Raw genomic sequence first — 3078 nt, 5'->3', positions numbered from 1 at the left:
AGAGCTGGAGAAGAGAGACGTCCATGTCTTTGCCAAAGTTACGGAACAGCTTTAACCTTTAGTACCGGAGGGGCCGCCATAGCAGGATGGATTTGCTTCGCCTATATGGCGGCTTCGCTGCAGCAGAAAGTATTCGCGGGAAGGGGGGAACAACAAAATGGAGGAAAGGCACTTTACACGAAAAGAGAAAATAAGTTACGGTGCGGCGTCGCTGGGAGATACGGCTGTCTATAACCTTCTGATTATTTACAGCCTGTATTTTATGACCGACGTAGTAAAGCTTAATCCTCTGATCGCTGGAAATATTACTTTTATCGCTACTGTCTGGAATGCTTTTTCCGTGGGTCTGATGGGATATCTTTCAGACCGTCATCCCCTTAAAGGCGGAAAGCGAATCCCTTATATGAGACTGTCCATTCTGCCGATGGCAATAGCGCTGGTTTTATTTTTCTCAGTGACAGAAGGCTCTTCGCTTTATGAAGCAGGATACTATACGGTTATGCTGGCGATTCTGATGACGGCACATTCTAATTTTATGATCCCTTACGAGGCCCTGGGCGCGGATCTTACGATGAACCCCCATGAGCGAACGGATTTAAGGGGCTATGCGAGATTTTTTATGGGAATGGGAAATCTGGTCGCAGTCGTGTTTTTACTGCCAATAATTGCGGTGCTTGAGACAAAAGGAGTGAGTACATCCGGAGCGTGGCAGATTGTTATATGCGTTATCGCGGTCATTGCGGCAATATCTCAGGCTATAACCTGTAAAGCTTTTAAGAATGAAACAAAGGTTGAAAAAAAGGAAGCAATCAACCAGGATTCCCAAAAACTTTTTAAGGAATATCTTGCGGTACTTCGATTGAAACCATTCCGCCAGCTGCTGCTGATAACCTTGCTGATATGCGTGGCCAATGTTTTCTGCAATTCCAGCATCGCGTATTTTATGAAATATAATCTGGGGATAACAGAAAATTCCAAAGCGCTTGTTCTGGGAATTATGACTGTTGTGGGAATTGTAATGACTCCGATTTTATCCCATCTGTCGAAGAAATACGATAAAAAAGCGATTATGACCCTGTGCTATCTGATTACAGCAATTGCCTTTCTGACTTTTGCAATTATAAAAATCAGTTCCATAGTAATGCTGTGTATCTATATCGTTATATTTACAGTAGGGACTTCTGCGTATTGGCAGCTGATCTATGCGATGTTGTACGATATAAGCGAAATCGACGAATATGAAAACAATCGAAGGCGAGAGGCGACAATCCTTTCCATGTCAAAGATTATTTTAAAACTGTCCAATGCCTGCGCCGCACAGCTGCTGGCTATTGTGCTGTTCATATTTGGATATGACCAAAACGCTGCGGTACAGAGCTCGGAGGCATTATGGGGAATACAATGTTCCTTGACCATTATACCGGGGCTGCTGTTTGCGGTCGCTGCTGTCGGTGTCAAAAGATATCCTGTTTCTGAAGAAAAGCATATGGAAATTGTACAGGCTTTGAAAAAAAGAAAAGAGTAGAGAGGAAGGAGAAATCATGCAAAAAAATTTTGTGTTTGAATTGCCAACTAAAATAGAGTTCGGTGAGGGGAAAATTCTTAAAACGGGGGATTCAGCAAAAACACTGGGGGCCAGCAGAGTAATTCTGATTACGGACAGAGGGCTGAGCAAGACAGAAATTATCAATAACGTGATGACCTCTCTGAAAAACGCTGACATGCAAGTACTCTTATACGATGATGTGCGGGCAAATCCGCGGGATACGGAGGCGCAGAAGGCTGCGGAATTTGCCCGGAGCGAAGGAGCGGACGCTGTTGTAGCCTGTGGAGGAGGCAGCAGCATGGACTTGGGAAAGGCTGTCGCTGCACTGCTGACAAATCAGGGAGACATTCAGAGCATTATGAAACCAAACCGAGTCGAGCGCAGACCGGCCCCGCTGATTTGTATTCCGACAACCGCGGGCACGGGAAGCGAAGTGACGTCCTTTGCCGTTCTGACGATTGAAAAAGAAAATCGTAAGAGCAGTATTTTTGATGATAAGATCAGACCGGATATTGCTATAAACGACCCTGCCGTATTATATGAGCTTCCGTCTGCTGTCGCCGCGCCTACGGGGATGGATGCCCTTACCCACGCAATAGAGGCATATACCTGCAAACTTGCAAATCCCGTAACAGATGGTTTAGCCCTGCAGGCTATGCGGTACATTTCGGAGAGCCTGCCCTCTTTTATACAGGAGAAAGACCGGGAAAGCTGCTTTAAGATGATGGCGGGAAGCCTTATGGCCGGCATTGCGTTTGGTTTTTCAGATATTGCAGGCGTGCACTGCATGGCGGAAGCCCTGGGAGGAATGTACGATACCCCTCATGGTGTGGCAAACTCTATTTTTTTACCGATTGTCTTTGAATACAACAGCACTGCTGATTTAGAGCGCCATAGGAATGTTGCTTTAGCGCTTGGCGTTGATCCGACAAATAAGACCAGAGAGGAAATTATAGCTGAAGCGGTCGGATGGCTAAAAGATCTTTCCGCAGAACTGAAAATTCCTTCGCTGAAACAATTGGGCTATGTTAACCGCCAGAAATTTGGAGAGCTGGCAGACCTATGTATGAAAAATGTTTCCCTGCCAAGCAATGCGCGAAGCCTGGAAAAAGCCGATTTTATATCTTTATTTGAGGCTGCTTATAAAATATAGAGAGCTAGTAAAAAACAGTATTACCAATATATGGCAATACTGTTTTTTTATTAGAAGTACTTTTTTGAACATGCTATAATGGCGATATTGTCCCTTTGATAGACGCTGAGAATGTATATCTGCATTTCCCTATGCGTCTGCGCATATTTTTGGAGCGGTTAAAATGGGGCTGTATTTTTTTGCCTTCAAGAAAAGTTAGTAATTTCAATCTTTTGAGACTTTTTTGAATACTTGTCTCCTTCTTGGCACAGGTCTTGCGATTTAAGTAAGTGATTTCCGGAGAATCAAAACCATAGTCGAAACACAATTGCAAGGAGGTAAGAGAAATGAAAGCAGCAATAACAGGAGGGGCCGGCAGGCAGAGCCTGTCCGCCATCTA

At 44.5% G+C, this 3078-nt stretch carries 2 protein-coding genes; both read left to right on the top strand.

The genetic code is table 11. The annotated features are described in order from the left end of the window. The first annotated feature begins 157 nt into the window (after positions 1-157). A complete protein-coding gene (locus tag NE619_RS17610; protein WP_256133799.1) occupies positions 158-1525 on the top strand; it encodes an MFS transporter in 1368 nt (455 codons plus the stop codon). A 16-nt stretch (positions 1526-1541) separates the two neighbouring features. After that, complete coding sequence (locus NE619_RS17605) at positions 1542-2699, top strand: iron-containing alcohol dehydrogenase (protein WP_256133798.1); 1158 nt, start codon at positions 1542-1544, stop codon at positions 2697-2699. Positions 2700-3078 lie beyond the last annotated feature (379 nt).

It is taken from the genome of Anaerovorax odorimutans (assembly GCF_024459955.1).
Classification (GTDB): domain Bacteria; phylum Bacillota; class Clostridia; order Peptostreptococcales; family Anaerovoracaceae; genus Hominibacterium; species Hominibacterium odorimutans_A.
This window is presented reverse-complemented; position numbering and strand designations above follow the sequence as displayed.